This window comes from Amycolatopsis viridis, assembly GCF_011758765.1.
Classification (GTDB): domain Bacteria; phylum Actinomycetota; class Actinomycetes; order Mycobacteriales; family Pseudonocardiaceae; genus Amycolatopsis_E; species Amycolatopsis_E viridis.
This window is the reverse complement of record NZ_JAANOU010000001.1, coordinates 4,735,941-4,762,663: the sequence shown is the minus strand read 5'-3', so window position 1 is coordinate 4,762,663 and position 26,723 is coordinate 4,735,941. Positions and strand designations below refer to the sequence as shown.

Below are 26,723 nucleotides of genomic sequence, written 5' to 3'. Positions count from 1 at the left end.
TCAGTGGTGCAGAACGAAATCCGTCACCAGGCGGTTGAATTCGTCCGCGTGTTCCAGCTGGGCCCAGTGCCCGCACCGGTTGATCAGGACCGCCCGCGAGTCCGGGATGTTCGCCGCCAGGAACAGCGTCGATTCGAACGACACCACACGGTCGTCGCGGCCGTGGATCAGCAGCGACGGCGCGGTGATCCGGGAGACCGCCGCGAGATCGAGCCAGATCGGGATCGGCGCCTTCGGCACGGCGGCGGCGACGGCACGCAGGTGCTCGGGCCGTGCGAGTGCCGCGTCCGAACGCTCCTGGCACAGCTCGGGCGTCGCAAACCGGGCCTTGTCGTAGACCATGATTTCGACCAGCCGGCGCATGCCCTCCGGCGATGCGTCGGAGTACGTCTCGAACATGATCTTCAGGCCCTCGGTCGGCCCGCCGCCCGCGCCGAACAGGAACGGCTTCATCTGGATCGGCGGCCCCATCGTGATGAGGTGCGAGACCCGCTCGGGACGCTCGACGGCAAGGCGCAACGAGGTGTGCCCGCCCATCGAGTTGCCGACGAACGCGGCCTTGCCGATGCCGAGTGCGTCCAGGAGCTGGCAGGCGGCCTCGACGTGATCGAGCGTGCCGAAGTCCGCGCCGTCGGAGTCGCCCCAGCCCGGCATGTCCGGGGCGATCACCCGGAAACGCCGCGACAGCGCATCGATGTTCGGCGCGTAGTTGCTCCAGCCGGTCGCACCGGGGCCGCCACCGTGCAGCAGGACGAGCGGGTGCCCCTCGCCGGCTTCGTGGTAGTGGATCTTCCAGTCACGCGTCTGCACGTACCGGGAAGCCATCAGCGCTCACCCCCGGGAACGACGGCCGCGCCGAGCAGCTCCGAAACCACCTCCGGGGCGCGGTGGCCCCACCAGTGCAGCTGGTCGAGCGTGCGCACCTCCCAGGTCTCGTCGTCGATCAGCAGACCGCCCCAGCCGTATTCCACGGAGAAGCCGGACGGCGTGCGGACGTAGAAGCTGAACATGTGGTCGTTCGGGTGCATCCCGAGGGTCATCTCGAACGGCTGCTTCGCATCGAGGCACCGGTCGTAGGCCAGGCCGACGTCGCGGATGTCGGTGACCTCGATCATGAAGTGGTGCGTCCGCTTCGGGTGCGGCATGTCCCCGAACGCGACCGTGTGATGCCGGGGATTGCAGTGCAGGAAGGCCAGATCGGCGACGATGCCGGGCGCGAGCTCCTCGACGATGATGTCGCTGAGCTTGAAACCGAGCAGCCCCTGGTAGAAGGCCAGGTAAGTCTCGCGCGGGACGCCCTTGGACAGCAGCACCTGGTGTCCCGCGCCGCCGGCTCCGGTGACGAAACCGCCGAGCAGCACATCGCTGTGGAACGGTGTCGCGGCGTCGGCCAGGCCGGTGACCAGTTCGAGTTCGTTGCCCAGCGGGTCGGTGACGAGCACGATCCGCTCGACCTTCCGCGCCGCGGCCAGCTCGGCGCCGCCTTCCACGGTCTCGATCCCCGCGTCGCGCAGCCGCGCGACCAGGGCGTCGAGCTCCGCGGCCGACGTCACCTCGTAGCCGCTGCGGACCAGGTCGTCCGCGGGCCCTTCGGTGAGGATCCAGCGGTGCGCCTTGTCGTCGGTGCGCAGGGTGAGGCCGTCGGCGGTCTTCTCGCCCAGCTGCATGCCGAGCAGGGACACCGCGAAGCGTTCCCATTCGGCGAGGTCGCGGACCTCGTAGACGACGTAGGCGAGCTCCTTCACTCCGGTCATCGGATTTCTTCCTTTCGGTGCGGCGCAGCCGCTTGGTGGGATGCGGTGGCAGAGGGGCGGCCCGGCACGGCGAGGCCGGTCTTGTCGGCCGCCGCGACGAACTTGTCGGGGCGTACGGCGATCGCCTGGACGCCGTACCGGTCGAGCCACGGCAGCAACGCGTCCTCGAGGTCCACGAGGTCGGTGGCTGCGCGGGTGTAGGCGGTTCGCGGGCGGACGGCGACGTAGGACGCGCCGAGCGCGTCCCAGCCCGCCTTTTCCTCGGGGGTCAGCAGGGTGGCCGGGTCGACGTCGTTGCCGAGGAGGAGGAAACCGCCGGGCAGCAAGGCATCCAGCCGGTCCATCCGGCCAACGGCGTCGCAGGCGAGCGGCTGCGGGAGGTACCGGCCGACGACAGACGCGTCCCCCGTCTCGCCGCGCAGCCAGCCGGCGGTGAGCGTCGGCGGTGCGTTCAGCGGCGGTTCCCAGGGGGTGACCAGGTTCGGCGGGACGGCGTTCATCGCTTCGATCTCCGCCGGGGTCGCCTCCTGCTTGATCACCCGCCCCAGCGCGACCGCGATCCGGGTGTAGAACTCGGCCGACGGACGGCGCTCCGGTTCGTAGGTGTCGAGCCACTCCTCGCCGAGCTCGCCGCGGACGATGCCGGCGATCTTCCAGCCGAGGTCGTACGCGTCGCGCATCCCGGTCTGCATGCCGGCGCCCGCCCACGGCGGCATCAGGTGCGCGGCGTCGCCGGCGAGGAAAACCCTGCCCTGCCGGTAGGTTTCGGCCATCCGCACGTGGTGCCGGTAGAACGCGTACTGATGGATCTCGACGTCGTCCCCGGTCACGCCCAGCGCGCGCAGCAGCGGCCACACCTCGGCGTCGGTCGGGAAGTCCGCCTCGGTCTCGGTGGGCTTGAGCGGGATTTCCCAGCGGTGGTTGCCCGCTGACAGTGCGATGTCGACGACCGGGCGTTCCCGGTCGGTCCAGAACGTGAGGAAATCGCGATCCGGCCACCAGCGCTTGACCCGGCAGTCGATGACGATCCACAGCGTGTTGCCCGTGTCGCCGTGCATCGGGATTCCGCACAGCTTGCGCACCGGCGACGAGCCGCCGTCGGCCGCGATCGCGTACCGGGTGCGGACGGTGGTCTCCTCCCCGGTGACGCGATCGCGCGCGGTGACGGTCACGCCGTCGGCGTCCTGATCGACGGCGACGACCTCGGCTCCGAAGCGCACGGTGAGGTTGTCCCGCTCGTCGGCGCAGCGGCGCAGCTCGGCCTCCAGAGCCGGCTGGTAGATGTTGTAGAACCGCGGCTTGCTCCCGCGGGTGCCGAGCGTGCTCGGCGGATGCTCGACCCGCATCACCTCGTGGCCGTCGTAGGTCACCCAGCGCAGTGCTCGCTGCGGCTCGACCACGCGCTCGACGCGGTCGTCGACGCCGAGGTCCTGGAGGATCCGCATCGTCCAGTCGTTGATCGTGACCGCCCGCGCCCGCGGATAGATGTCCGGGTCCCGCTCGAACGCGACGACCCGCGCGCCCTTGCCGGCCAGGGTCAGCGCCGCGGTCAGGCCCGTCGGGCCGTAGCCGACGAGAGCGACGTCGGCGTCGTAGTGCTCAGTCATCGCAGGCTCCGCACAGTTTTGTACCGGTCGTTCGGTTCATTAGTGGTTACGATCACATTCACCTCGGGATCCGTCAAGCGCCTCGCCGAAGATTCCGGTGCGCAGAAAACGCGCGGCCCTATGCTGCTCGCTGTGGACACAGCGCGGGCCGGGAACCGGCGGGGACGGCGTTCCCGGGAGGAGATCCTCGACGCGGCGTCGCGGATCATGGCCGAACGCGGCTACTCCGCCACGACCATGTCGGTGCTGAGCGCCGAGACCGGCCTGCCGAAGAGCGCGATCTACCACCACTTCCGCTCCAAGGGCGGCCTGTTGTCGGCCGTCATGGAGCGCGGCGCGTACGAGTTCTTCCGGCACCTGCGCGAGGCGCAGGCCGATCCACCCGCGGACCTGCCGCCGGCCGAACTGCTCGGGTGGTTCCTCCAGCGCACCGGCGAGGTCTTCGTCGCGAAGCCCGACTTCCTGCGGCTGCACCTGATCCTGCTGATGAGCGCCGAGGCGGTTGAGGACATCGAGGTGAAGGACATCATCGAGCGCGTCCGCACCGACGGCCGCCGGCACATGCGGCGGATGATCCGCCAGTCGTGGGCCGGCCTGGGACCGGAGGTCGCCGACGCGGTGGGCGAGGCGCTGGACTACTTCGGCATCGCCGGGTTCGACGGCGCGTTCGTCGCCTGGCAGGCAGAGCCGAACCGGTCCATGCGCGACCAGATGGCACTGCTCACCGAAGCCATGGTCGCCATCGCCGAGCGCGTCATCGCCGCGCGTTAGCCGCGCAGGTCCGCCTCCAGCGCAACCGCGGTGGTGCGCAGCGTCGCCACCAGCACCGGCAGCTGATCCTTCCGGTACCGCACGCTCGGCATCGACACCGACAGCCCCGCGACGACCGCGCCGTCGGCCCCGTGCACCGGGACTCCGACGGCGACCACTCCCCGTTCGGACCGGCCCTGGTTGAGCGCGAAGCCGCTGCGGCGCACGCGCGCCAGGTCCGCCCGCAGTTCGGCCAGGTCGGGCCGGTCGCCGGGCTCGTTCACCGCGTACAGTTCCTCGACCTGCTCGGGTGGCAGTTCGGCGAGCAGCAGCAGGCCGCCCGTCGTCTCGTGGACCGGGAAAACCATCCCTTCGCGAGAGCCCACGCGCAACGCCTGCGAACACTCCACGCTCGCGATGAAGCGCGCCTTGACCCCGGTGCGGACGGTCAGGTTCGCGGACTCGTCGAGCAGGTCGACCAGGCGGCGCAGATGCGGGAGCGCGGCCGCGCGCAGCCGCGAGGCCGCGGACTGCGAATGGGCGGCCAGCTCCAGCACCGGACCGACCCGGTAGGCCCGGTTGGCGTCCTGAACCGCGAAATCGCGGTACACGAGCATCGCGAGCAGCCGGTGCGCGGTCGAGGCCGCGACGCCGATCCGTTCGGCGACCTCGGTGACCGTCAGCGGGCCTTCGAGCTGCAACATCGCCGCGATCCGCAGGGCGTTGTCCACGCTGGCGACAGCGTACGGCGGCGGCGCCTTGAACGGTTTGTCCATCCGGGCCCACCTTTCCGCACCAGAAGCCCGTTCCGCGGAACGGGACCAGCACACCATAACCCGGTGACCAGCACTCCAGCCCGGACTCCCGTGGTCGGCGCTCAGCCTCGGCGAGCAGGCGGGCGACCTCACGCGGGGGTATCGGCGGGTTCCCGTGGGTCAGCTCGGAGTGCCCAGTTCCTCTTCCAGTCAAGTTCTACGGGCGTGCGCGCTGGCCCCTTTCCGGAGACTTGTGTCTCGGTTAAGCTCGGGCGGCTGTCGTTACCAGGGGGAGTCGACCGCACTGCAACCTCCCGATGGTCGTATCGGGTGTGAGCCCACGGGGGGTGGGGCGTTGATGTCTGAGGCTTACCGACCTCTGTCCACCGCGGAACGGGCGAGGTTCTTCTTCGCCCGCTACCGGGGACGGACCCGGCCGACCGACGGCAAGGCTTTCAACCAGCGCAACTGCGCGGAGTTCGTCCAGCAGCACGCCGGTCAGTGGACCGAGGCGCAGGTCAGCAAGCTGCTCAAAGGAGAGATCGACAACCCCGGGAGCCGGGGCATCGGCGCCATGGCGTTGTACTTCGGCATCGGTGACCACTTGCTCAACCAGCTGCGCCCGTGGCCGGGCGACGAGGTGGTCGCACGCATCGTCGAGCTGACGTTGGAGATCAACGAGCCGGCCGGCTTCGACGAGCTGGTCACCCGCCTCAACTTCGTCGTCCGCCTGTTCGCCGACAAGGAGCGGCCCAGCGGCGGTGGCTACACCGTGCCGGAGCTGGCCGGCCACCTCAGTCACAAGACCGGCGAACAGTGGACCGCCTCCGAAGTGGCGGACCTCCTCCAGGGAAGACGGCACCCGATTCGCCTGATCAGTGCGGAGGCGTTCGACGCCATCGCGCAGTTCTTCCACGCGACGCTCAAGCTGTTCCGTCGCGAGACCGAGTACGACGAGGCGGAGATCAGTCATTTCCTGGAGCTGCGCTGGCGCCTCGATGGCGTGCCGGTGGCGGCCAGGCAAGCCGAGCACATGGATCTGGCGGGGCTCCTTCAAGTGGTCAAGGAGCTGGAGCGGGCGCGAGCCGCGTCATCGCTGCCCCCGGCAGCAGGACCGGAGTTTCTCGCGCCCCGCTACGAGGGGGGTGAATGACGAGTGTCCGGCAACCGCGCCTCTGCAGGCAGCGCTCGGCTGGTGTCTTCGGACCCTTTTCTCCGCCGGGTGGATCCCGGGGTGCTCGAGGCCGCCAAGGTGGCCGCGATGGCAGTGATCGAGATGCACGAGCAGCGGTTCGACGGGCCGCTGCGGCCCCAGGACTTGTTCTGGCTGGAGTCGCAACGTCGCGGCCGCACCATCTACTTCGCTCGGGGCCCCATCGGCAGTGTCACGTGCGGGTTCACCGTGCAGTACGAGGAGTGCGACTTGGTCGTGGTCGGTGACCGGGTGCCCGGGCGCGGTGGCCCCGACGTCGGCCGGCGGGTGTGGTGGCACGAGTACTTCCACTACCGTGAAATCGGTACCCACGCAGCGGCCGGCCCAGCCACGCCGGGGGATCCCGGTGGGGATGCCGGGCATGCGCACGCCGACGAAGAAGCTGATGCGGAGCGGCGCACGTTCTGGCAGCGGGTGGCGCCAGGCTTGGTGGACGAGGACAAGGAACTCCTCGCCATCGTGCGCGGGGAACAACCCATCGCCATCCTGGGCCGGGACGTCTACGACACGGCGACCGAACAGCAGGCCGAAGCGTCGGCGCGCCTGCTGGAGCACTACACGACCGATGTCGCTCACGCGATGAGACGGTGGAAACCCCGTACCGCCCTTGAGTCGCTGCTCGGGAGCACCAGCCGGCGCGGCCGGCGAGGATGAACATGCGGAGCTGGTGTCGCCGCGGTGTCGGCGTGGCAGTCTTGCTGGCGGTCGCCGCTGTGCTGGTAGTGGGAGTGCGGTCGGGTAGTTGGTACGGCACCGGCGCCGCCGCGGGAGCGGTGCTGGCAGTCGTCGCTCTGCAGGCACGCGGACTGAGATCCGGTGATCCGGGTTTCGGTTTTTTCTGCGCGGTCTTCATCGCCGGCGGCCTTACCGCGCTCTTCTGGGACCCGGCCACCAACCACACGATCGTGCAAGCCGGCCTGCCGCCAACGGTCGTCTACCTCCTCGGCTGCGTCCTGTCCAACATCGCCACCTTTTCGGTGCTGTCGATGCTGGCCAGCACACTCGAGGAGAACGGTTCCAGCGGTCGGCGGCGCACCATCCGGCGGGTGCTGACGCTCCTGGGCAGCATCATCGCCATGACCGTGCTGGCGATCGGCCTGCACAACCCGCCGAACGTCGCTACTTTCCCAGCCCACGGTGGGGAGCCCCGCCTCGACTGGATCCGGGCGATCTACGCCCTGTACATCGCCGTCGGCGTCACCGAGTTCCTCGTCATCTGCAGCAGGTATCTCCGCCGGGAGGAACCTCCGCGGCGGGTCGTGATCAGCGTCTGGCTGGAGATCAGCGGAGGCGTACTCGCTTTCGTCCTGGCCGGGCGGCAGATCGCGGGTGCGTGGGCAGACCAGTACGGCGGCAACGCCGTGCTGGACAACACCACGATCAGCGAGATCCTCTCGGCGGCCACCTTCGCGCCCATGGTCCTCGGAGCGACATGGCTGGTGTGGGCGCCCGCGGTGATGGAGCGGCTTCTGCTCGGATGGGCCTGGTGGGCCGTCCACGCCATGGCCCCCCTGCACAATGCACTGCCCGCGGATCTCCTGCTCGACTGCGACGACGACGACCTCGGCGTCCAGCGCACCTGGATCACCGGAGAGATCCAGGACGTTCGCATTGCGCTGGAGCCATACGTACATCCCGGCATCGCGGAACGGGTGCGAGCCGCCCCGATGAGGCGGTCCCGGGCAAAGACCGAGGCACTGGTCAAAGCGGCGGAACTCGCGTCGGCGCTCGACGCCTTCGACGACGAATGCCGGACGGACACGGCCGCCCAGCGCGCCAACCGGGTACGTCAGCTCCTCGCGCACGCCACCGACATCGCACCACACACAGCGACGATCTTCGTGAAGATCACCCCGGCGGGCATCGAGACATACGAAGACATGCCGGACATCGCGGCGGAGCCGGTTTCCCTGAAAGCCCAGATCGCCCAGGACCTGCCGCTCATCCGGCTCGCCAGGGCTTTCCGGCATGCGGAAGTGACCCGGCTACGTGAATGGGCGCGCCACGACCGGGCCTCCGCGAGCGCACCTCTGGCGGTGTGAGCCGTTACCCCCAGCCCGGACCGCGGCGCGCCACATCCGCCGAGGCCACCACACATGTTCCTGCACGCGTACCGTCCAACGTGGACCGAGGCCTGGGTTCGGACGAGACTGGCCGCATTGGTCACTGGTGTCACCACGAGTGCTGCTCGCCCTGGCCGCAAACGTGTTGCTGTTGGTTCCGGCCGGGACTTAACTGCGTAGCAAGCAAACGGGGATGAGCATGGCCGTGGCAATGGCTTGAGTTGACCTCTATGGAGTAAATACTTGCGGTTGAGTTGACTTGGATACCGTCGGCTCGGTAATACTTAACTTGCAGCAAGTTGCTGCGCTTGATCCGAGCTCCGGCGCGCAGCGGAACAACACCGTGAACCGCCGGGGCGGCGGCCCGCGCCGGTCAAGTCAGTGCGACCAGCGACGACCAGCGATGTGACAGCGCAGGAACCACGGACGGCCCCGCCCCCACGGCGGCGGCGTGGAGGATCACGTGAACATGTCAACGACCGTTCCGGTATCCGGCGTCCTGCGCGTCGAGTCGGAGGTGCCGATGCGTCACCTGAGGTATCGGCCTGGGCCGGGACCGCGGGCGGTTCGGGCGCCGGCGGCGGGGAGGGATCTCCGGCCGGAGGACATGCCTGCCGTCGACCAAGCCGGGGTGATGCTCATCGAGCTGACCCGAGAGTTCACCGTGGTCGACAGGCCTCAGACCGCCCGTTCCTAGCCGGGACCGCTTCTTCTGGTCTGGCATGACACCACGTGAAGGGCGACGGTCATGGTCCCTGCTCTCCCGGCGAACCCGCTCTCGATCGAGCTGACGCTGACCCACCGACGGTTCTGGTGGCGGATCGACGACGAGGACGAGGAACCGGAGCAGTGGGACGCCTCCGCCGACATTTCCCACCTGGAGCGCTGCCGGGACGACCTCCGGCACGTGGGGGACATCGTGTTCGCGGTCGCCGACCTCACCAGGAAACGGAACCTGCTGGACTCCGTCGTGCTCGGCGAGTGGGCGTTGGAGTTCATCGCCGAGACCGTCATCGACCCGGACCGCGGCGGCCTGCACCCCGAGCTGGACAGCATGATCAGCGATGGCCCGCCTCGCCTGATCGTCCTCCGCTCGATCGGTATCGAGGAGCCCTGGCGCGGCCACGGGCTCGGCGCGGCGCTCACCGCGAGTGCGCTACGCATCATGGCCCCGCACGCCCGGCTGGCCGTGTGCCGGGTATCCCCGCAGGAATTCCGCGGTGGCGGCGCCTCCCGCGAGGCCGCCGAAACGACCGCCCTCCGGGCCGCCGCGAAGCTGGAGAGAGCTGGTTTCCGGCGTTGGCGCGGTGTGCACATCGTCGACCTCGGTAGCCCCGGCTCGGTGCACCCGCGCGCGGACGTTCTCGATCAGTGGTGGCACTGGCACGGGGAGGATTGACGGTGTGACACATCGGGTCTCGAGCTCCGAAACGGAGGACCGGGACTGTTCCGGTGGGAAGCCGTGCTTGTCTCCCCGTCCTGGCAAGCCACGGCGGTCGAAGGGAATCACCGAAGACGCGATCATCACGGCCGCCGTCGAGCTGACGCGCGACAAGGGCCTGGATGACTGGAGCATGCGGGACCTCGCGAAAGTCCTCGGTGTCTACCCCGCGGTGATCCACCACCACATGGGCAACCGCGCGACGGTGGCCACCGCAGTCGTCGACCGCGTCCTCGCGGAGTACCAGCAGCTCCCCGAAGAAGACCTGCCGTGGCAGGACTGGTGGCGGGGATTCCTCACCAACCTGCGTGCAGTCTTCGTCCAGTTCCCCGGCACGGCGCGGCACGTCGCAACCCACGGGCCATCGCGTGCGTTTGCGGATTCTATTGTGGACTGTGCGATGCGGACGCTCCTGGCGGCCGGATTCGAACGGGACGAGGCCGCGATGGTGTGCCGCATCCTGGTGAGTCAAGCTTGCCTGTTCACCACGCTGCAGGACGACCAGCGCCGCGCGAGCAAGGCGACGGACCACCGCGCCGACGCGGGCGTAACGGACCGGCCCACGAGCCCGGAGGAGAATCCCGGTTACTTCCGCGCGCTGTTCGACTACGCCATCGACCGCATGCTCGACGGTGTCGAGGCGCGTCGCACAGCAACCAGCGGCGCCTGACCGGCACCCGAACGCCCGGTTCACCGCAAGCCGGTGCTGGGCGCGGTGGGAACGCCCGTTCGTGTCGGCAGAAGACAGCAGAGGCCATCGCCCGCCACTAGCATCGCTGGGATGACCCTGTTGACCGCCGGCCCCGGCCGCCCGCGCACGACAGCGGTGCGGGGTGGCTCCCGGGCATGACCTCGTGGCGGGTTCGTGTGCCCGCCGCGGCTGGGGCCGCGGTGCTCCTCCTCCTCGCCTCGTGCACGTCACCCACACCGGCGCCGCAGCCGCCGTCGCCCCAGGTCACGGCCGGTGTGGTCGGGGTGGCGAGCCAGGCGCAGCCGCGCGTGGTCAAGATCCTCACACCGGGCGGCAACGGCAGCGGGGTCGTCTACACCGCCGACGGTCTCATTCTCACCAACGAGCATGTGGTGCGCGGAGCGTCCGCCGTGCAGGTCGCCTTCGCCGACGGCCAGCGGCTCGGCGGAACCGTCCGCGCCGCCGACGCCGTGACCGATCTGGCTCTCGTCGCGGTGTCCCGCACCGGGCTGCCACCGGCCCGGTTCCAGGCCGCACTGCCGCAGACGGGTGAACTCCTCATCGTGATCGGCAGCCCGCTCGGGTTCGAAAACAGTGTCACCGCCGGTGTGGTTTCGGGCCTGCACCGGGAGATCCCGGGCAGTGCGGTCGAGACCCAGGCGCTGGTCGACCTCATCCAGACCGACGCGCCGATCAGCCCGGGCAGCAGTGGCGGCGGCGTGTTCAACGCCGGCGGCGAGGTCGTCGGCATCAGCGAGGCCTACATCCCGCCCCAGGCAGGCGCGGTGTCGCTGGGGTTCGCCATCCCGGCCGCCACCGCGGTCGACGTCGCCGAACAGCTGCGGACCACCGGCCGCGCCCGGCACGCCTTCGCCGGGCTCGAACCCGCCCAGCTCACCCCGCAGATCGCCGCGCAGCTGCGGCTGTCCCGGTCCGACGGGGTGATCGCGGCGGCGATCGTCCCGGGCGGTCCGGCGGCCACCGCCGGGCTGCGTCCGGGTGACGTGATCACCCGCGTCGACGACGCCGTGGTCGCCACGCCCGAGGAGTTCCTGGTCCAGTTGCGACGGCGGGACCCGGGCCAGGTGATCACGTTGACCTTCCACGGACCCGACGGGCGGGACGTGAGTGCCTCGCTGACGCTGACCGATCGGCCGGGCCTCAGCAGCTGAGCCGGGCCTCCCTGACCTCCCGCCCGTCCGGTGTCCGGTCGGGCGGGAGGTCAGGGGTGCCCCGGCCGGGCGCGGATGGCCGGGGCACCAGGCGGTCGCCATGACGCGAGCCGGGCTCACTCCCGGCGGCCGTGCTCGGCACCGGTGTCGGTGTCGATGTGTTCCTTGCGGACCTCGCCGCGGACGGTTTCGGTGTCCTGCACCTGGTGCTTGGCCAGCCGGACCCGTTCCACGGGCACGGCTTCGGTGGCCACCACGGGCCGTTCCTCGTGCAGGGTGACCTCGTGTTCCTCTTCGGAGATCCCCGGTCCCGACATCGCCTGCTCGCGGTTGGCGTCGGTGATCGGTTCCCGCTCGACCCGCACTTCCTCCCGGGTGACCGGCACCTCGACCTGCTCGGTCTCGGTGACGACGTACTTGCGCAGCCGGGCACGCCCGCGCTCGCGCCGTTCGGTGCCCACCCGCAACCGCTCCTCCGAGCGCGTCATCGCCTCGTCGGTCGTGGGTCCCGAGACGTCGTGGCCTTCCGCGCCCGCGGGCCGGCCGCCGCCGTGCCCGGCCTGCGCACCGTGCTCGCCGGCGAGCTGGTAGTGGCGGTAGAGCTGCTGTTCCTCGGTCACGTCGAGGTGCTGCCCGCGCTCGGTGGGAGCCGGTTCCACCTGTGGTGCGTCCTTGATCAGCTCCTTCGGGTAGCGGGTCTCCAGGTTGCCGTCGTCGCGTTCCTGCACGCCCTGCACCGGGACGAACGACTCGCGGGTGCCGAACATGCCGGTCCGCGTCGTCAGCCAGGTCGGGTGTCCGTCCGCGTCGTCGGCCCACAACTGGCCGATCTGGCCGACCTTGGCGCCGCTGCTGTCGTACAGCGTGCGTCCGCTCCAGTGGGCGTAGTGCTGGTTGGTTTGCGTCATCGGTTGTCATCCCTTCGGGCCGCGGCCCCGGGGCGGGACCGCACTCATCCCAGCTACCCGAACGAGTGAACTGCGAAACGATGCAAAATCGATGCAGTTTGTGCGTTGAGACCGGGCCCGCCGGGTATCGCTCTCGGCATCACCAATTCCGTGAAGGAGAAAGCGCATGTCCCGTTCCGTCACCAGCGCCCAGTCGCGCACCGCGGCGCAAGTCGTCGCCGCCGCGGTGGGCGTCGTGTTCCTGCTCGTCGGCATCGCCGGCTTCATCCCCGGCCTGACCACCCACTACGACACGCTCAGCTTCGCCGGGCACCACTCCGGCGCGATGCTGCTCGGCGTGTTCGCCGTGTCGATCCTGCACAACCTGGTCCACCTGGCCTTCGGCGTCGCCGGCCTGGCGCTGGCCCGCACCGCTTCCGGCGCGCGCACGTTCCTCATCGCCGGCGGCGCGATCTACCTGGTCCTGTGGATCTACGGGCTGATCGTCGACCACGACTCCGCGGGCAACTTCGTCCCCGTCAACACCGCGGACAACTGGCTCCACCTCGGTCTCGCCGTGGGCATGATCGCCCTCGGCCTCGCCACCGGCAGGCGCACCACGCCGGCCCGATGACCACCGCGGCCGGCTCGCCGTCGAGGCGGTGATCCGGCTCCGGCGGGCCGGGCGTCAGGAGCGGGTCTGCGTGCTTTCCCGGGGTGCCGGGTGGCCGGGGGCGCCGTTGAGGCGGTGCCGCTCGTGGATGTAGACCGCGTGGCCGATGGCGCCCACCATCATCCCGAACGAGCCGACGATGAACAGCCAGATCGCGATGCGCTCGGCCGCGTGCCAGAGGAACAACACGCTGCCCACGAAGAAGATGATGTTCCCGGTCACGCCGATGGTGAGGTGGATCGTCGGGAACTCGCGGACGAAGACCTTGGGGCGCACGGCGGTTCCTCCTTGCACGACGTACCCGCGGCTCGGGCTGACCCGGTGCGTTCCCGTCGGCCAGCGGGGGCAAACACGTCCCGGCATCGGAAGAATCCGGTTGCTCGTCGGACCGGCTAGCTCCCGCGGCGCCCGGCGGACGCCGGCGACGTCCTCGACGGTGCCGGAGGAGCCGTCGGTGACCGCGGTGCCGCGAGTGCGGGTGCCGCCCCCTGCGTGCGGCGCGTGAGCTGCTGCCAGGCGTGCGTAGCCCGCTCCGCCAGGTCGGCCGGCGTGGTGCCGAACGGCAACCGCACCAGGGTGCGCGCTGCCCGCCGACTACCGTCCACATCGGACACGATCAGGTCCTCCGGCCCGGGCAGCATCTCCTCCAGGACCAGCCCCGGCACGGCCGGATCGGCGAGCATCCGGTCGAAGACCCGCAGCGTGGCGATGTTGTCCAGGTCCACCGGCCGGGAGTCCCGCCCCCGCCGGGCGATCACCCAGCGCGGCACGCCGGTCGCCAGCCGCAGGTTCGCCAGCGCCCGCACCCGGGCGAACCGGTCCCCGCCCGGCTCCGGCAACAGGTCCCGGCCGGCGAACACGGTGGCCGGGGCGATCACCAGGTCCCGGTCCAGCAGCAGGCGCGGTGTGCGGGTCCGGCCGGGGAACGCGGCCCGGGGATCGCCGAACGCGCACGGCGTGCTGAGCCGCCAGGCCGGGGAGGCCGCGGTGAGCAGCGAAACCACCAGGTCCCACGGCGGCGGTGGGCGCCGGGCACCGTGGTAGAGGGGCCACAGCTCGCGGCCGGACCGGTCCTCGGCGATCACCCGGCGCGCCTCACGGCGCAGGGTGATCTCCGTCAGCGGCAGATAGCGGTGCAGGCCCGCGGGATCGTCCACAGTGGAAGCCGGATCGGCGGCGCCGGTCCAGGTCCGCGTGTAGCGCGGGCCGCGGGCCGGGGTGGCGTCGCCACCCGCAGGCGGCGGGAGGATCTCGACGAGCTCCGCGCCGCACCGGGCCGCGGTTTCGACGAGGAACGCGCGATACGCGCTCACCGGGGGCAGCTCGCCGGGCCGGCTTTCCAGCGGCGCCGCGAACCACGCGTCCATCGTCCCGGCCGGCGTGACGGCCTCCAGCACGGCCCGGCCCTCGGGCAGCGGGCGCAGCAGGCAGTCCACCGGCCACCGCGACGGCTTCGCCGGCGGCGCGCCCAGGTAGTCGAGCACCGCCGGTCCCAGCTCGATCTCGCGGTCGTCGGCGTGCCGCGCCAGCCACTCGCACAGCCGCTGGTAGGGCGTGCGGGGCCGCGGCTCCGGCCATGCCGGTGCGGGCAGCGGGTCCGCGGCGTCCACGGTGTGCGCGACGATCTCCATGACCGGCCGTGGTTCGGGGCCGATCAGGCCGAGCCCCGGCGGCGTCCGGCGGCCGGTCAGCACCGCGGCCAGCCGTCCCGCGTGATCCACCAGCTCGGGCAGCCGCGCCGGCACCACGACCGCGCCGGGCTCGGCGGAGACCGGTGGGCGGTGCCGCTGCCCGGATGGCGCGGACGACACCTGCACGAGCCCCGCCTGCGCAAGGTGCTGCAACGACTCCCGCACCAGCGGCTTGCGCCGCGCGTCCGGTGCGAGCAGGTCGACCACCTCGCGGGTCCGCATCGACCGGGAGCCCAGCACCCGGCACAGCGCGTCCACCTCCGCCGTGCGCTGGACCTCGCCCCGGCGCGGCGCCCCCAGGTGGCCGCGGCTGGACTCCCAGCAGAGCCGGTCGTCCTCGGTCCACCGCAGCGGGGTCAGGCTCAGCCACCCGTCGGGCCGCGCACCGGCGGTGCCCGGTCGGCGGTCGTCGTGGCCGGTGCCGGGCCGGTGGACCGCCTCGCCACCGACAGGGGCGGCAGGTGCGAGCCGGCCTCGCGGGCCGGTGCCGAAGGTGATGCGGAACAACAGGCGCAGCAGGTGGTCACCGCGCTTGCGCAGGTGCCTGCTCGTCCACGGTTCACCCGCGGCCAGGCGGGCGCGGACATCGGCGAGGACATCCGGTGCGGCCGCGTCGAGCACGCGCACCGCCTCCGGATCGTGGCGGATCGCCGCCCACATCCGGTCGTGCCGCGTCCGATCGGCGTCCGCCACGGCTTCCTGCAGCGCGGCGGTCTCCGCGGCCAGCCTGCCGCCCCACGCCACGATCCGGGACAGCGGCGGGAAGTCCAGGTCGCCCGGCCGGACCACCTCGCCGCGGTGCAGACGCCGCCGCACGTCGAGGGCCTGCCACCGCAGGGTCCGCGGCAGCACCGGGACCAGCTCGTCGCCCATCCGGCGGGCCACCTCCGCCGCGCACGCCCGGTACGCCGTCTCGGCGCGGATCAGGTGACGCATCCGTTCGGTCAGGTCCGGGGTGCCCAGGGCGGCGGCCAGCGCCGGGGACAGCGCGGCCACCCGCACCAGCGCGGCCTCAGGCATGGGGCCCTCCGGGAGGGAGTCCGGAACCAGTTTCCGTCAGGCGGAATTGCGCTGTTCAGTCTGTACCGGGCGTGGCCGTTCCGGAAGGGGGTTCCCCGGGTCGAACGACCCCTGACCGAGGGGTCTCACCGGTTGCGCCACACCGGTTTCCGCTTCTGCGCGAACGCGGCGGGCCCTTCGAACGCGTCGTGGGTGACGAGCAGCTCGTCGAGGGCGGGCGACGGGTGCCGGACGGCCGCGGTGGTGTCCGCGACGGCATCCGCCTCCGCCATCATCCGCAGCGACGTGCGCACCGAGGTCGGGGAGCCCGCCAGGATCGCCGCCGCCACCTCCCGCGCGACCGCGAGCGCCTGGCCCGCCGGGGCGACCCGGCTGACCAGGCCGTACGACTCGGCCTCCGCCGCGGACAGCCGCCGGCCGGTGAGGATCACGTCGGCCGCCACCTTCGGCGGCACCGCACGCGGCAGCCGCACCAGCCCGCCCGCCGCGGCGACCAGCCCGACCCGCACCTCCGGCAGCCCGAACTGCGCGGTCTCGTCGGCGACCACGAGGTGGCAGGCGAGGGCGATCTCACAACCGCCGCCCAGCGCGAACCCGTTGACCGCCGCGATCACCGGCTTGGGCAGCGATTCGCGACTCGTCAGCCCGGCCAGTCCGGACTTGGGCACCCACATCGGCCGGCCGCTCGCCGCGTAGACCAGGTCGTTGCCCGCGGAGAACGCCTTGTCCCCGGCACCGGTGATGATCGCGACCCACAGGTCCGGGTCGGCGAAGTAGGCGTCGAAGATCTCGGCCAGCTCCTCGTTCGCGGGCGGGTGCAGGCTGTTGCGGGAATCCGGCCGGTTGATCGTGACCTCCAGCAGGTGCCCGTCCCGGCGCACGAGCACGTGCTCGTAGTGGTCCCGGAACCCCGGCGCGCGGGGCGGGAACAGCTCGTCCATCCGCTCCGGGGTCGCCGTGACGCGGTTGCCGAACCCGAACGAGCGCACGTGGACCCTGCTGCCGATCGGCTCGCCCTCGAGCAGCCGGCCGACCATGTCCGCATCGTCGCTGGAGGCGATGAACCGGCGGCCGTCGTCGAGCCGTCCGATCACCACCGCGGTGCGGGTCGCGTGCTGGACCGTGTAGGTCTCCACCGTGGCCCAGCCGTCCGGGTGGGTCGCGGTCGGCACGCGGGGACGGGCGTCCAGCGTGGTCTGGAGCTCGCCGCTGCGGTCCGGCCGCCACGGCGCGGGCGTGGTCGAGTAGACGCCGGCGGAGTACTTGCTGAGCATGCCGCCGTTCGCGCCGACCAGTCCGAAGGCACCCGGCTGGTCGCGCAGGCGCACGACGGTCTCGGCGATCGCGTGCGTCGAGTAGTTGTTGCCAGGGCCACCGAAGAAGGGCAGGCCGCCGGTGACGGTGAGGCCGCGCGGGTCGTCCGGCGCCAGCCCGAGCCCGTCGCACACCGCGAAGACCGCGATCGGGAAGCAGCTGTAGAGGTCGAGCGTGGCCAGGTCGCCGATGCCGATTCCGGCCACCTCGAGCGCGTGCCGCACCGCGAACACCGCGGCGGGCGCGGCGCTGAGGTCCTCGCGTTCCAGCAGCGGTTGTTCCACCAGATCGGCGTGACCGTGCAGGAAGACCCACTTGTCCTCGGGCACCCCCAGCCGCCGCGCGGCGCCCACCGACATCATCAGCACCGCGGCGCCCTGGTTGACCTGTTCGCGGGCGACGAGGAACCGCGGGTACGGATCGACGATGGGCCGGTTGCGCTCGGTCGGGGTCACCAGTTCCGGCGCGCTGCGCACCACCGGGGCGGCGGCGTGCGGGTTCGCGGCGGCGACCTTCGTGAACGGGGCGAACAGCTCACCCATCGCGAGCGCGTAGTCCGCGCGCGACAGACCGAGCCGGGCGCGGCGGGCGTTGTCGAACAGCGCGTACTGGCTCACCGGCTCGACCAGGCCGTGCGCGAGCATCTGCCGGCTGGCCAGACCGGCCAGCCCGAACCCGCGGTCCTCCAGGTCGCCGCCGACGTGCTCGGTGAAATCCGGCCTGTCCGCGGCCTGACGCAGGTGGCGGACCGTGGAGATCGCTTCCGCGCCGACGACGAGCGCGACCTCGGCGCCGCCGGCGGCGATCGTCCCGGCGAGCTCGGTGACCAGGTGCTGTGGCGACTGCCCGCCGGTGACGTCCAGGACGGCACGCGCGGGCGTGGCGCCCAGGCGGCGGGCGACCGAGCGGGGGAAGTTGTCCGACCGGCCCAGCGGGGACTGCGAGACGGGCGTGGAGATCTCGAACTGACGCACCCCGGCGACGGTGTCCAGGGCGGACGCGATCGCCGGTGCGTCGGCGCCGGTGTCCACGAGGGCCGCCCGGGCCGCCGCGGCCGCGAGCTCGACCGGGGACAGCCCGCGGTACCGAGGATCATCGATGCGCTCGGACGCCTGGCCGACGCCGACGAGGACCGGCGTCCGGTGGTCGAGAGAGGTCATACCGCACGGTAACCCGGCGGCGCCCCGTTTTTCGATCTTCAGCTCTGACCGATGTTGACCATCCACGAAATGCCGAACCGGTCCAGGCAGGCGCCGAACTCGTCACCCCACATCTGCTTCTCCAGCGGCACGGTGACGGTGCCGCCGCCGGACAGCTTCTCCCAGTAGCCGCGCAGCTCGCCCGCGTCGTCGCCACTGAGGCTGATGGCGATGTTGTTGCCCGCCGTGCGTTCCATGCCGGGCGCGGTGTCCGACGCCATCAGGGTGAAACCGCGCTCGGTCTCGAGCATCGCGTGCATGATCTTGTCGGCGTTCTCGCCCGCCATGCCGCCGAGGTCGCCGAACGTGTTGATGTTCAGCTCGCCGCCGAACACCTGCTGGTAGAACTCCATCGCCTGCCGGGCATCGCCGTCGAAGGTGATGTAGGGGTTGAGCCGCGAAGCCATTTCCGGTCTCCCTCCACCGCGGACCATCCATCGTCGCAGACCCCTCTGCCTGGGACAACACCCTGCGGGGCGGGAAAAAGCCCGGCAGAATCGGATCGTGGCGGGGCCGGTCTGGTATGTCGGGTACGGGTCCAACCTGCACGCCGGGCGGCTGCGGTACTACCTGGAAGGTGGTACCCCGCCGGGCGGGCAGCGGTCGTGCCCGGGCTGCCGTGACTCCAGCCCGCCGCTGAAGATCGAGCCGCACTGCCTGCGCGGCGGCGTGTACTTCGCGACGGAATCGGCCACCTGGGGCGGCGGGCGCGCGTTCTACGACGCGTCGCTGCCGGGGACGGCCGCGGCCCGCGCGTACCTGCTGACCCGCGGACAGTTCTCCGACCTGGCGGCGCAGGAGATGTACCGGCCACCCGACCGGGACCTCGACCTGACGACGGTGCTGTCGACCGGGCGGGACGTGCTGGGCCCAGGTCGGTACGAAACGTTGCTGTACGTGGGGGACCGCGAGGGATTCCCGGTCCTGACGTTCACCGCTCCGTGGTCGGCCCGCGAGGTGGCGTGGAACCCGCCGTCCGCGGTGTACCTGCGGATGCTGGGCGAGGGGTTGCGGGAGGCCCACGGGTGGCCGGTCCCGCGGGTGGCCCGGTACCTGTGCGGGCTGCGCGGCGTGGCGGGGCACTGGACGGTGGACGTGGTGACGGGATTGCTTCAGCAGTGAACCTCGGCTGCGTGCGCCGGAACACGCCTAGCCGTGGTGCCCGAGGAGCTCGGCGAGGCGGTCGGGGTCGGAGATGATGTCGATCGCCGCGATGAGGTCGTCCACCACGGTGAACGCGAAGAGCGCCTGCGGACGGCCGTCGCGCAGGATGAGAGTTCCCGCGGCGCCGTTGACGAGCGTCGGGACCGGTCGGCCGCCCGCGCCGGCCTGCCGGAAGGTGAGGGCCTGACCCGCCACCGCCTCCGCGCCGCGCACCAGCCGTGCCGTACCGGCCGGCATCTCGCGGGATTCGGCCCGCAGCACCACGTCCGGATCCAGCACGCTCACCAGTGCGGCGAAATCGCCGTCCCGCGCGGCGGCGAAGAACGCGTCCACCACCGCGCGCTGGCGGTGCAGATCCGTGTTCGGCGCCGTCGGCGTCCCCTGGACCCGCCGCCGCGCCCGGCTGGCCAGCTGACGGGCCGCCGCGGGGGTGCGGTCGACGATCGGCGCGATCTCGTCGAACGGCAGGCCGAACATGTCGTGCAGCACGAACGCCAGCCGTTCCGCCGGGTCGAGCGTGTCCAGCACCACGAGCAGCGCCAGCCCGACCGAGTCCGCGATGAGCGCCTGGTGCTCGGGGTGCGTGCCGTCCTCCCGGTCGACGACCGGGTCGGGCAGGTGCCCGGAGTAGTCCTCCCGCCGGGAGGTCCGCGACCGCAGCATGTCCAGGCACACCCGGCCCACCACGGTCGTCAGCCAGCCACCCAGGTTCCGGACCTCACCGCTGTCGGCGCGGCTCAGCTTCAGCCACGTCTCCTGCACCGCGTCCTCGGCCTCGGCCAGCGAACCCAGCATCCGGTACGCCACCGCACGCAGGTGCCCCCGGTGCGCTTCGAACTGCTCGGCCAGCCACTCGTTCTCGGTCATACCGCTCTGACGGATCCCCTCCCGCCGATGTGACCGGCTCTGCGCCGTGAATGGTAGCCGCGGTCCCGGCGTCAGGGCAGTGGCGCCGCCGCGCCCAGGCCCCGCTCCGCGGCGGCGGCCCGCACCGCGTCGATCACCAGTTGCAGGGACGGTCGCGTCGAGGCCGTCCGGTGGGCGATGGACACCGTGCGCATCGGCGGTTCGGTCAGCGCCACGACGTCGAGGCCGGGCGGCCGCAGCGACAGCCCCAGATCGGACACCAGCGTGACGCCCAGCCCGGCGGCCACCATCGCGAGTGCCGTCGCCTGCTCGCCGACCTCGTGGGTGATCTTCGGCTCGAACCCGTGCCGCTGGCACGCCAGCCGCACCGCGCGGCCGAAGTGCGAGCGCGGTCCGGCCAGGATCCACGGGTGCTCGGCCAGGTCGGGCAGGCCCACGGTGCTGGCTGGGACGGCACCGCGCGGCACCGCCGCGTGCAGCCGTTCCACCGCGATCACCACGCGGGTCAGCGCGGGGTCCCACGGCATCGGGTAGTCGGAGTAGTCGATCACGAAGGAGAAGTCGAGCGCGCCGTCGCGCACCGCGCCCGCGGTCTCCTCCGGCGCCAGCTCCTTCGTGCGCACCTCGATGCCGGGGTGCTCCTTCGCCAGTGCGGACAGCGCGAACGGCAGCAGCCCGGACGCCACCGAAGCCCACACACCCGCGGTCAGCCGCGCGGTGACCCCGTCCTGCGCCTCCGCTACGGCCGCCGTCGCCCGTTCGACCGACTTGAGGATCTCCTCGGCGTGTTCGGCCAGCACCACGCCCAGCTCGGTGAGCTGCACCCGCCTGCCGAGCCGTTCGAACAGCTTGCCCCCGACGTCCCGTTCCAGTTGCGCGAGCTGCTGCGAGACGGCCGAGGCCGTGTAGTGCAGGGCAGCCGCGGCCGCGGTGACGGTGCCCCGGCGATGCAGCTCCCGAAGCATCCGCAAGCGGTGCAGCGAAAGCTCCATGAGGTCAGGGTAGGTAAGGATCTTCCGCTGTGCAGGGAACGTGAACGGAACCGTGCATGATCCCTAACTGGACGTTCGCGGCGGCCCTGCCGCACCCTGGTGGCAGCGGGAGCGGATCTTCCGAATCCACACAACCGGTCACCGAAGCCACGTCCCGTGGCGGAGGCGGGCCGCGCTGTGCCCGGAACCAGGCTTGGAGGGGACAGTTGACCACGATGCACGACCCGCGCGGGGCCACCGGCGAGGGGACCCGGCCGCGCACGCAGGAGCCGATGCTGCGGCTGACCTGGACCGACCCGGTCACCGGCACGCACGGCTACCTCGTGGTGCACACGCTGGTGTCCGGTCTGGCCACCGGCGGCACCCGGATGCGGGCCGGCTGCACGCTGTCCGAGGTGGCGGACCTGGCCCGCGGGATGGCCGCCAAGACCGCGGCGTTCGACCTGCCGGTGGGCGGGGCGAAGGGCGGCATCGACTTCGACCCGAAGGACCCGGGCGCGGTCGGGGTGCTGGAGCGGTTCTGCCAGGCGATGCGCCCGTGGCTGGACGCGCACTGGGTGACCGCGGAGGACCTCGGGGTTCCGCAGCACCTCATCGACGACGTCTTCGCGCGGCTCGGCCTCGAGCAGTCCTACCACGCGGCGATCCGCCGGTCGCCCGATCCGGAGCGGACGCTGCGGCGGGTGCAGGCCGGGCTGAACGCCCCGGTGCCGGGCGGGTTGCTGCTGGGCGACGTGGTCGGCGGGTACGGCGTGGCGCAGGCGTGCCTGGGCGCGGTGAGTGCGTGGGGCTGGGAGCCGGCCGCGACGACGGTCGCGATCCAGGGCATCGGCACCATGGGCGGGGGCGCGGCGTGGTACCTGCACGAGGCGGGCCTGCGGGTGGTCGCGGTGGCCGATGCGGCCGGGACGCTGTACGACCCGGCGGGCTTGGACGTGCCGGCGCTGCTGGAGCTGCGGGACGGCTACGGCGAGGTGGACCGGTCACGGCTGCCCGCGAGGGTCCGGCGGCTGCCCCGGGAGGCGGTGCTCGGCGTGGCGGCGGACGTCTTCGTGCCGGCCGCGATCTCCTACGCGCTGACGCCGGACAACGTCGCGGACGTGGCCGCGAAGGTGGTCGTGGAGGCGGCGAACGCGGCGACGACGCCCGCGGCGGAGGCGATGCTGGCGGCCCGGGGGGTGCCGGTGATCCCGGACTTCGTGGCGAACGCCGGTGCCGCGGCGTGGGCGTGGTGGCTGCTGCTGGGCCAGGTGGGCGCCGACCCGGTCGACTCGTTCCACCGGCTGCGGACCGAGATGCGGGCCAAGGTGGCGCTGCTGCTGTCCGCGTGGCTGGCCGACGGTGTTCCACCGCGGGTGACGGCCGAGGACCTCGCGGAGACCAACCGCGCGGCGCGGCTGGTGGCCGGTGCCGCCGAGGCGGTCATCCCCTGACGGCCCGCAGCCGAACGCTGAACGCTCAACGAGTACGCATGTCCAGAGATGTTTCGAGAGATGCCGCGCAAACCCGGTGAACCGCAAGAGAGAGGGAGGTGCCTCGCGAGTAGTTGTGGTTACCCGAGCCAGGTCGCGTTTTCAATCGTCGGCGAGAAGGTGCCGGAGGTAGCGTTCCGGTGCGGTGAGGAAGTCACGCGTCAGTCGCACCGGCAACGCTTGCTCGTAGGGCACGGGGACGATGTCACCCGTCTCGGCGATCTCGTAGATCGTGGCGCCGGGCAGCGCGAGCAGCACCGGGGAGTGGGTGGCCACGACGATCTGGCTGTGTTGCTTCGCGAGTTCGGCGAGGCGTGCCAGCACGGCCATGCAGCTACGTACCGAGAGCGCTGCTTCCGGCTCGTCCAGGATGTACAGGCCCCGTGGCCCGAACCGGTGCGTGATGAGGTCCACGAAGGATTCCCCGTGGGACCGCTCGTGCGGGGACACGCCGCCGTAGGCCGGTAGGAGTGGCGGTCCCGGCTCACGGGCCAGGCGCTCGATCTCCGAGGCGACGTTGTAGTACGACTCGGCACGCAGGAAGAACCCGGTGCGCGGCTTCGCCACACCCCACGTCAGGATCAGCTGGTCGCCCAGGGAGGACTCGGTGGCGCGGGTGGCGAATCGGAAGTTCTGGCTGCCGCCCTCCGGGTTGAACCCGGCGGCGACCGCGAGCGCCTCGACGAGGGTGGACTTGCCGGTGCCGTTCTCGCCGACCAGGAACGTCACGCCGGGGTTGAGCCGCAACCCGCCCGAGCGAACCAGGTGTTCCACTGCGGGCAGCGTGAAGGGATAGCGCCCGGTGCCGGCGTTCGGAGCCACCGCGACACGCTGGATGAACCCGTTCCCGGCGTGGACACCCTCAGCGGCGGGATCTCCGATGGCCACCCCGACACGCTAGCAATCGTCGCCGCCCCGCTCGGCCGGGACAGTGCGGTCGAGGGCCGGAGGTCGTCTCCGGCATGTCAGGATCGGGGCGTGCTCCCCGACGCCTTGCACGCGCTCACCGCGATCCGGGCGACCCGCGTGTTCGCCGACCGGCCGGTGCCGCGGGACCTCGTCGCCGCGCTCGCCGACACCGCGCGCTGGACCGGATCGGCGCGGAACCGGCAGCCGTGGCGGTTCGTCCCGGTCACCGACCCGGACCGGCGCCGCGCGCTCGCCCGGCTCGGCCAGTACGCGCTGCCGCTGGCCGCCGCGCCGGTCGCGCTCGTCCTGCTCTCCGACGCCGAGGCCGGCCACGACACCGAGTTCGACCTGGGCCGGGTGTGCCAGACGCTCGTGGTCGCCGCGCACTTCGCCGGGCTCGGCAGCTGCCCGGTGTCGTTGTACCCCGAGGCCAACGCCGTCGAGGCCGCCGCGCTCGTCGGCCAAGCGCACCCGTGGCGGGCGCACCACGCGCTCGCCCTGGGCTGGCCGGGTCAGCGGCCGCGCGGGCGGTCGGCCATTCCCACCGGCCGCAAGGACCTGTCCGAGGTGTTCGTCGAGCGGTAGCCGGCGGCCACCTCCCGCGCCGCCCGCACCAGGGCCGCGACCGCGGGGGAGGGGCTGCCCTGTGGCCATGCGAGCAGCAGCCGGGCCGGCGCGGCGTCCACGACCGGGACGGTGACCAGGTTGTGCTCCAGCGTGTCCAGCACCGACTTCGGCAGTACCGCGACGGCCCGGCCGCGTGCCGTCACCCGCAGCAGCTTCGCCAGGTCGGTGATCTCCACGCCACCGTCGTCCGGATAGCCGCCCCAGCGCCCGACCGGTTCGCCACGGAGGTCGGCCAGCTGCAGGATCGCCCGCCGCGCGAGGTGGTGCTGCGGCGGCAGCAGGGCCGACCGCGGTTCGGCCCGCAGTTCCTCGGTCGCCAGCCCGGCGGCGTCGTCGAAGGGCGTGTGCAGCAGCGCCACGTCCGCCCGGCCGTCGTGCAGCATCGGCACCCGGTCCTCGTGGGCGGGCACCAGTTCGACGGGCACCGCGGACGGATCGGTTTCGTAGCGGTGCAGGACGCGGGCCAGCAGGCCGGCGTCGCCGCCGGGCTTGGCGGCGAGGGCGAGGTAGGGCACGCCGCGCCCGGCTCGCTGGGCACGCCGGGCCGCCGCGGCGACCGCCGCGAGCGCTTTGCGGGCCTCGCCGAGCAGCACCTCACCGGCGGGGGTGAGCTCGACCCGCCTGCTGGTGCGCTCGAACAACGTCACGTCCAGCCGCCGTTCCAGCGACCGCACAGCCTTCGACAGCGCCGGCTGGGCCAGTCCCAGTCCCTCCGCGGCGCGGCCGAAGTGCAGCGCCTCCGCGACGGCCACGAAGTAGGCGAGTTCGCGTGTTTCGACCCGATCCATTCCCCGACGTTATCGGATCTCCCTTTTCGTCGGACGTCTGAGGACTTGGTACGGTGCCGCCATGACGCCGGTGCTGCAGGTGAGCGATGTCGATCTCGTCCGGGACGGCCGGTACCTGCTCCGGTCGATCTCCCTCACCGTGCGCGAAGGTGAACACTGGGCGCTGCTCGGCGCGAACGGGGCCGGCAAGAGCACGCTGCTCGGCCTGCTCGGGGCGGTCACGCATCCGACGCGCGGAACGGTCGACGTGCTGGGGCACCGGCTGGGCAGGGTGGACCTGCGCAAGCTGCGGTCCTTCCTCGGGCACGTCAACCCCCGCCACCCGCTGCGCTCGCCGCTGACCGTGTTCGAGGTCGTGCTGACCGGGCTGACGAACACGACCGAGCTGGTGCCGCGCTGGCAGCCGGCGGCGGTGGAGCGGGACCGCGCCGAGGGCCTGATCGGCATGCTCGGCCTGACGGCCCAGCGCGACGCCCGCTGGCCGACGCTGTCCCAGGGCGAGCGGGGCCGGGCGCTGATCGCCCGCGCGCTGATGCCCGCGCCGCGCCTGCTGCTGCTGGACGAGCCGGCCACCGGCCTGGACGTCGCCGCGCGCGAGCAGCTGTTGTCCAGTGTGGACGCACTGCGCCGGGAACACCCGGAACTGGCGACGGTCCTGGTGACCCACCACCTCGAGGAGCTGCCGGCGAGCACCACGCACGCGCTGCTGCTGCGGGAGGGCCAGTGCCTGGCCGCCGGTTCCGCCGACGAGGTGGTGACGACGGACCACATCAGCAAGTGCTTCGACCACCCGGTCCGCATCACCCGCACCGACGGCCGGTGGGCCGCGCGCGCGGAGCCGGTGGTCTGACCGGCCGCGTCAGGGAATCCGCCCCACGCCACCGAGGAGGACGGCGCTCGCCTGGTCGTCCGGGCCGGGCCGGTAACCCCGGGGCGGGTGCCAGTGCGTGGCGAGCACGAGACCGGGCGGGACGAGCTCGGTGCCGGCGAACAGGTCCGCGATCTCGTCCGGGTCGCGCATGTGCACGTTCTGCTGCACCTTCGCGTTGTACGTCTGTTCCACGTCCGCCTGCCGCCGGCGGATCCGCTCGTCGTCGGCCGGCGTGAGGTGCGTGAGCGCCAGGTAGCTGCCCGGCGCGAGCCGGGCGAGGTAGCGGCGCACCAGCGGGCCCACGTCCCCGGGCACGAACGGCAGCACCGACACCAGGAGCAGCCCCACCGGCTGTGCGAAGTCCAGCAGCTCCGCCCGGCCGAGGATGTCATCCGGATCGCGCACGTCGCCCTGCAGGCAGGTCGCGTCCGGGGTGCCCGTGAGCAGCCGGTTGCTGACCTCGACGGTGTCCGGGTCGAGGTCGGCGTAGACCACCCGGGTACCCGGCGCGTACCGCTGCGCGATCTCGTGCACGTTGCCGGCCGTCGGGTAACCCGAGCCGATGTCCAGGAACTGGCGGATGCCGTGCTCGGTCATCCAGCGGACGGCCCGTTGCAGGAAGTCGCGGTTGTAGCGGGCGGTCTGCCCGGCGAGGGGGAACGCCTGCTGCGCGGCGATCGCCGCCTCCGCGTCGCAGGGCAGGTGGTGATGCCCGTTGAGGTACCAGTCGTAGACGCCGGCGGCCGTCGCGGTGGTGCGTTCGCGCGGTGCCTTCGGGGTCATCGGTGATCACCAGCCTCCGG

Annotated in this window: 26 protein-coding genes; 12 read left to right on the top strand and 14 right to left on the bottom strand. The window is 71.9% G+C overall.

The window, feature by feature from the left end; genetic code table 11:
- From FHX46_RS23570 to FHX46_RS23560, 3 genes are read right to left on the bottom strand one after another with little or no spacing between them, the layout of a single operon-like run.
- Entirely contained in the window at positions 1–825 is an 825-nt protein-coding gene (locus tag FHX46_RS23570; RefSeq protein ID WP_167119064.1) for an alpha/beta fold hydrolase, read from the bottom strand.
- A complete protein-coding gene (locus FHX46_RS23565; protein WP_167119061.1) occupies positions 825–1,754 on the bottom strand; it encodes a VOC family protein in 930 nt (309 codons plus the stop codon). The genes FHX46_RS23570 and FHX46_RS23565 overlap by 1 nt, the downstream gene beginning before the upstream one ends.
- Complete coding sequence (locus tag FHX46_RS23560; protein ID WP_243871331.1) at positions 1,751–3,361, bottom strand: bifunctional 3-(3-hydroxy-phenyl)propionate/3-hydroxycinnamic acid hydroxylase; 1,611 nt, start codon at positions 3,359–3,361, stop codon at positions 1,751–1,753. Before FHX46_RS23560 ends, FHX46_RS23565 begins: the two co-directional genes overlap by 4 nt.
- Positions 3,362–3,493: 132 nt before the next feature.
- On the opposite strand from FHX46_RS23560, the gene FHX46_RS23555 reads away from it, so the two are divergent.
- Complete coding sequence (locus tag FHX46_RS23555; protein WP_208400254.1) at positions 3,494–4,132, top strand: TetR/AcrR family transcriptional regulator; 639 nt, start codon at positions 3,494–3,496, stop codon at positions 4,130–4,132.
- On the opposite strand, the gene FHX46_RS23550 is transcribed toward FHX46_RS23555, so the two are convergent.
- Positions 4,129–4,887 carry an IclR family transcriptional regulator gene (locus tag FHX46_RS23550; protein ID WP_167119055.1) on the bottom strand — a complete coding sequence of 253 codons (759 nt, stop codon included), beginning with the start codon at positions 4,885–4,887 and terminating at the stop codon, positions 4,129–4,131. The two genes, FHX46_RS23555 and FHX46_RS23550, sit on opposite strands and share 4 nt — an antisense overlap.
- 337 nt (positions 4,888–5,224) lie before the next feature.
- On the opposite strand from FHX46_RS23550, the gene FHX46_RS23545 reads away from it, so the two are divergent.
- The 6 genes from FHX46_RS23545 to FHX46_RS23520 all read left to right on the top strand — a co-directional run bounded on the left by FHX46_RS23545 (position 5,225) and on the right by FHX46_RS23520 (position 11,446).
- Positions 5,225–6,019, top strand: a complete 795-nt coding sequence (locus FHX46_RS23545; RefSeq protein WP_167119053.1) for a hypothetical protein — start codon at positions 5,225–5,227, stop codon at positions 6,017–6,019.
- A gap of 108 nt (positions 6,020–6,127) precedes the next feature.
- A complete protein-coding gene (locus FHX46_RS23540; protein WP_167119050.1) occupies positions 6,128–6,733 on the top strand; it encodes a hypothetical protein in 606 nt (201 codons plus the stop codon).
- 32 nt (positions 6,734–6,765) lie between these two features.
- The gene (locus FHX46_RS23535; protein WP_167119047.1) at positions 6,766–8,121 is read left to right on the top strand and encodes a DUF6545 domain-containing protein; all 1,356 of its coding nucleotides are present in this window, start codon (positions 6,766–6,768) and stop codon (positions 8,119–8,121) included.
- 769 nt (positions 8,122–8,890) lie between these two features.
- Complete coding sequence (locus FHX46_RS23530; protein ID WP_167119044.1) at positions 8,891–9,541, top strand: hypothetical protein; 651 nt, start codon at positions 8,891–8,893, stop codon at positions 9,539–9,541.
- 67 nt (positions 9,542–9,608) lie between these two features.
- The gene (locus FHX46_RS23525; RefSeq protein WP_243871330.1) at positions 9,609–10,253 is read left to right on the top strand and encodes a TetR/AcrR family transcriptional regulator; all 645 of its coding nucleotides are present in this window, start codon (positions 9,609–9,611) and stop codon (positions 10,251–10,253) included.
- Between the two features lie 176 nt (positions 10,254–10,429).
- Positions 10,430–11,446 carry a S1C family serine protease gene (locus FHX46_RS23520; protein WP_167119041.1) on the top strand — a complete coding sequence of 339 codons (1,017 nt, stop codon included), beginning with the start codon at positions 10,430–10,432 and terminating at the stop codon, positions 11,444–11,446.
- 116 nt (positions 11,447–11,562) lie between these two features.
- Here FHX46_RS23520 and FHX46_RS23515 read toward each other — a convergent pair whose 3' ends face one another.
- Positions 11,563–12,354, bottom strand: coding sequence for a DUF2382 domain-containing protein (locus FHX46_RS23515; protein WP_167119038.1), 792 nt, complete (start codon positions 12,352–12,354; stop codon positions 11,563–11,565).
- Between the two features lie 166 nt (positions 12,355–12,520).
- Here FHX46_RS23515 and FHX46_RS23510 point away from each other — a divergent pair, with 166 nt between their 5' ends.
- A complete protein-coding gene (locus FHX46_RS23510) occupies positions 12,521–12,967 on the top strand; it encodes a DUF4383 domain-containing protein (RefSeq protein ID WP_167119035.1) in 447 nt (148 codons plus the stop codon).
- A 54-nt stretch (positions 12,968–13,021) separates the two neighbouring features.
- On the opposite strand, the gene FHX46_RS23505 is transcribed toward FHX46_RS23510, so the two are convergent.
- The 4 genes from FHX46_RS23505 to FHX46_RS23490 all read right to left on the bottom strand — a co-directional run bounded on the left by FHX46_RS23505 (position 13,022) and on the right by FHX46_RS23490 (position 18,637).
- Complete coding sequence (locus tag FHX46_RS23505) at positions 13,022–13,282, bottom strand: YrhK family protein (protein WP_313886231.1); 261 nt, start codon at positions 13,280–13,282, stop codon at positions 13,022–13,024.
- 116 nt (positions 13,283–13,398) lie between these two features.
- The gene (locus FHX46_RS23500; protein ID WP_208400253.1) at positions 13,399–15,717 is read right to left on the bottom strand and encodes a hypothetical protein; all 2,319 of its coding nucleotides are present in this window, start codon (positions 15,715–15,717) and stop codon (positions 13,399–13,401) included.
- A gap of 125 nt (positions 15,718–15,842) precedes the next feature.
- Positions 15,843–18,191 carry an acetyl-CoA acetyltransferase gene (locus FHX46_RS23495; RefSeq protein ID WP_167119028.1) on the bottom strand — a complete coding sequence of 783 codons (2,349 nt, stop codon included), beginning with the start codon at positions 18,189–18,191 and terminating at the stop codon, positions 15,843–15,845.
- A gap of 38 nt (positions 18,192–18,229) precedes the next feature.
- A complete protein-coding gene (locus tag FHX46_RS23490) occupies positions 18,230–18,637 on the bottom strand; it encodes a VOC family protein (protein ID WP_167119025.1) in 408 nt (135 codons plus the stop codon).
- A gap of 97 nt (positions 18,638–18,734) precedes the next feature.
- Here FHX46_RS23490 and FHX46_RS23485 point away from each other — a divergent pair, with 97 nt between their 5' ends.
- Positions 18,735–19,352 carry a histone deacetylase gene (locus FHX46_RS23485; protein WP_167119022.1) on the top strand — a complete coding sequence of 206 codons (618 nt, stop codon included), beginning with the start codon at positions 18,735–18,737 and terminating at the stop codon, positions 19,350–19,352.
- A gap of 27 nt (positions 19,353–19,379) precedes the next feature.
- Here the strand turns inward: FHX46_RS23485 and sigJ are convergent, their stop codons facing one another.
- The gene (gene sigJ, locus FHX46_RS23480; protein WP_167119019.1) at positions 19,380–20,261 is read right to left on the bottom strand and encodes an RNA polymerase sigma factor SigJ; all 882 of its coding nucleotides are present in this window, start codon (positions 20,259–20,261) and stop codon (positions 19,380–19,382) included.
- A gap of 71 nt (positions 20,262–20,332) precedes the next feature.
- Positions 20,333–21,253 (bottom strand): LysR family transcriptional regulator, encoded by a 921-nt coding sequence (locus FHX46_RS23475; RefSeq protein ID WP_167119016.1) that lies wholly within the window; start codon positions 21,251–21,253, stop codon positions 20,333–20,335.
- Between the two features lie 215 nt (positions 21,254–21,468).
- On the opposite strand from FHX46_RS23475, the gene FHX46_RS23470 reads away from it, so the two are divergent.
- Positions 21,469–22,686, top strand: coding sequence for a Glu/Leu/Phe/Val dehydrogenase (locus FHX46_RS23470; RefSeq protein ID WP_167119013.1), 1,218 nt, complete (start codon positions 21,469–21,471; stop codon positions 22,684–22,686).
- Positions 22,687–22,827: 141 nt separating this feature from the next.
- Here FHX46_RS23470 and FHX46_RS23465 read toward each other — a convergent pair whose 3' ends face one another.
- Positions 22,828–23,613: an AAA family ATPase gene (locus FHX46_RS23465; protein ID WP_313886230.1), complete on the bottom strand. Its 786-nt coding sequence runs from the start codon at positions 23,611–23,613 to the stop codon at positions 22,828–22,830.
- A 90-nt stretch (positions 23,614–23,703) separates the two neighbouring features.
- Here FHX46_RS23465 and FHX46_RS23460 point away from each other — a divergent pair, with 90 nt between their 5' ends.
- Positions 23,704–24,219 (top strand): nitroreductase family protein, encoded by a 516-nt coding sequence (locus tag FHX46_RS23460; protein WP_313886229.1) that lies wholly within the window; start codon positions 23,704–23,706, stop codon positions 24,217–24,219.
- On the opposite strand, the gene FHX46_RS23455 is transcribed toward FHX46_RS23460, so the two are convergent.
- Positions 24,147–25,049, bottom strand: coding sequence for a LysR family transcriptional regulator (locus FHX46_RS23455; protein WP_167119010.1), 903 nt, complete (start codon positions 25,047–25,049; stop codon positions 24,147–24,149). The genes FHX46_RS23460 and FHX46_RS23455 overlap by 73 nt on opposite strands.
- 61 nt (positions 25,050–25,110) lie before the next feature.
- On the opposite strand from FHX46_RS23455, the gene FHX46_RS23450 reads away from it, so the two are divergent.
- Positions 25,111–25,899 (top strand): ABC transporter ATP-binding protein, encoded by a 789-nt coding sequence (locus tag FHX46_RS23450; RefSeq protein ID WP_167119007.1) that lies wholly within the window; start codon positions 25,111–25,113, stop codon positions 25,897–25,899.
- Positions 25,900–25,908: 9 nt separating this feature from the next.
- On the opposite strand, the gene FHX46_RS23445 is transcribed toward FHX46_RS23450, so the two are convergent.
- The gene (locus tag FHX46_RS23445) at positions 25,909–26,703 is read right to left on the bottom strand and encodes an SAM-dependent methyltransferase (RefSeq protein WP_167119004.1); all 795 of its coding nucleotides are present in this window, start codon (positions 26,701–26,703) and stop codon (positions 25,909–25,911) included.
- Positions 26,704–26,723: the final 20 nt, after the last annotated feature.

Coding starts and splice junctions, on each gene's coding strand:
- FHX46_RS23445 (WP_167119004.1), bottom strand. CDS start 26,703: ATGACCCCGAAGGCACCGCGCGAACGCACCACCGCGACGGCCGCCGGC.
- FHX46_RS23515 (WP_167119038.1), bottom strand. CDS start 12,354: ATGACGCAAACCAACCAGCACTACGCCCACTGGAGCGGACGCACGCTG.
- FHX46_RS23550 (WP_167119055.1), bottom strand. CDS start 4,887: ATGGACAAACCGTTCAAGGCGCCGCCGCCGTACGCTGTCGCCAGCGTG.
- FHX46_RS23455 (WP_167119010.1), bottom strand. CDS start 25,049: ATGGATCGGGTCGAAACACGCGAACTCGCCTACTTCGTGGCCGTCGCG.
- FHX46_RS23475 (WP_167119016.1), bottom strand. CDS start 21,253: ATGGAGCTTTCGCTGCACCGCTTGCGGATGCTTCGGGAGCTGCATCGC.
- FHX46_RS23530 (WP_167119044.1), top strand. CDS start 8,891: ATGGTCCCTGCTCTCCCGGCGAACCCGCTCTCGATCGAGCTGACGCTG.
- FHX46_RS23510 (WP_167119035.1), top strand. CDS start 12,521: ATGTCCCGTTCCGTCACCAGCGCCCAGTCGCGCACCGCGGCGCAAGTC.
- FHX46_RS23520 (WP_167119041.1), top strand. CDS start 10,430: ATGACCTCGTGGCGGGTTCGTGTGCCCGCCGCGGCTGGGGCCGCGGTG.
- FHX46_RS23565 (WP_167119061.1), bottom strand. CDS start 1,754: ATGACCGGAGTGAAGGAGCTCGCCTACGTCGTCTACGAGGTCCGCGAC.
- FHX46_RS23540 (WP_167119050.1), top strand. CDS start 6,128: ATGGCAGTGATCGAGATGCACGAGCAGCGGTTCGACGGGCCGCTGCGG.
- FHX46_RS23450 (WP_167119007.1), top strand. CDS start 25,111: ATGACGCCGGTGCTGCAGGTGAGCGATGTCGATCTCGTCCGGGACGGC.
- FHX46_RS23560 (WP_243871331.1), bottom strand. CDS start 3,361: ATGACTGAGCACTACGACGCCGACGTCGCTCTCGTCGGCTACGGCCCG.
- FHX46_RS23545 (WP_167119053.1), top strand. CDS start 5,225: ATGTCTGAGGCTTACCGACCTCTGTCCACCGCGGAACGGGCGAGGTTC.
- FHX46_RS23500 (WP_208400253.1), bottom strand. CDS start 15,717: ATGCCTGAGGCCGCGCTGGTGCGGGTGGCCGCGCTGTCCCCGGCGCTG.
- FHX46_RS23490 (WP_167119025.1), bottom strand. CDS start 18,637: ATGGCTTCGCGGCTCAACCCCTACATCACCTTCGACGGCGATGCCCGG.
- FHX46_RS23470 (WP_167119013.1), top strand. CDS start 21,469: ATGCACGACCCGCGCGGGGCCACCGGCGAGGGGACCCGGCCGCGCACG.
- sigJ (WP_167119019.1), bottom strand. CDS start 20,261: ATGACCGAGAACGAGTGGCTGGCCGAGCAGTTCGAAGCGCACCGGGGG.
- FHX46_RS23570 (WP_167119064.1), bottom strand. CDS start 825: ATGGCTTCCCGGTACGTGCAGACGCGTGACTGGAAGATCCACTACCAC.
- FHX46_RS23495 (WP_167119028.1), bottom strand. CDS start 18,191: ATGACCTCTCTCGACCACCGGACGCCGGTCCTCGTCGGCGTCGGCCAG.